Origin of the sequence: Aquimarina aggregata, from assembly GCF_001632745.1 — a bacterium.
Taxonomy (GTDB): Bacteria; Bacteroidota; Bacteroidia; order Flavobacteriales; family Flavobacteriaceae; genus Aquimarina; species Aquimarina aggregata.
Genome location: NZ_LQRT01000052.1, coordinates 1 through 829, shown reverse-complemented (window position 1 = coordinate 829; position 829 = coordinate 1). Strand labels below are relative to the sequence as shown.

1 protein-coding gene is annotated in these 829 nt (G+C 33.8%); it reads left to right on the top strand.

The window, feature by feature from the left end; all coding sequences use genetic code 11:
* Positions 1 to 220 precede the first annotated feature (220 nt).
* Positions 221 to 538, top strand: a complete 318-nt coding sequence (locus AWE51_RS23325) for a hypothetical protein (protein ID WP_198403863.1) — start codon at positions 221 to 223, stop codon at positions 536 to 538.
* Positions 539 to 829 lie beyond the last annotated feature (291 nt).

Genomic DNA, 829 nt, shown 5'->3' with positions numbered 1-829 from the left:
TTAAATTAAAAAGCATAAAGCACACAACACTGTGTATGATTTCATTTGGCAAATAGTTTGTCTACGCTAGCGCTTCGCAAACGATTATCACCAAACAAAACATACACTTAACGTTGTGCAACATTAATCTGAATGATAAATGAGAGTATACGGAAAATGTAAAAACTGTTCTGACGAAATAGGATACTCAACCAATGCTTATACAAGAGTGGAATTTGCTATGCAACACTGGGAATCTAAAAAACTGAATTGCAAGAATTGTGGAACGGATTCGGAGTTTCACGTTGATGAACTTTTAGCAAAACAATCTAAAGTTGCTCAAATTGCAGCAGGTCTGATCTTTTTAATTGGAACTCCTCTGGTATTCTTTCTAGTTAACCCAATTTTTCAAGAAAGTCATAGTCACTATGCTATTTATGTAATTGGAGGATTTCTATCAGTACCTTTAATTGCGTATGCAATTATTAACAAACAAGACCAAACGAGAGTAAGTGATTTTAATAGGCGAAAATTAAAAGGTAGAATACATAACATCTGACGAAAAAACGTTGCACAACACGATATATGTGATCATAGCAGCTAAGTGATGAATCAAAAGGTTCTTGTATATTTGGTAAGGCGCAGTGCTTGCAAAAAGTAAAAGTTAGCAATCAATGCGCAGAAAAATCGAAAAGCAAGGTAACATTTTGCTCTGCTACGACACATATACAAAACGTTGTATGCCATTGTGAAAAATGGAAGAAATTATAAATAAATATCTGAATGAGATTGTTTCTCTTGAAATAAACTCAAAACCTGGAGATGTTGAAACCGAAATGTTGGACAATAG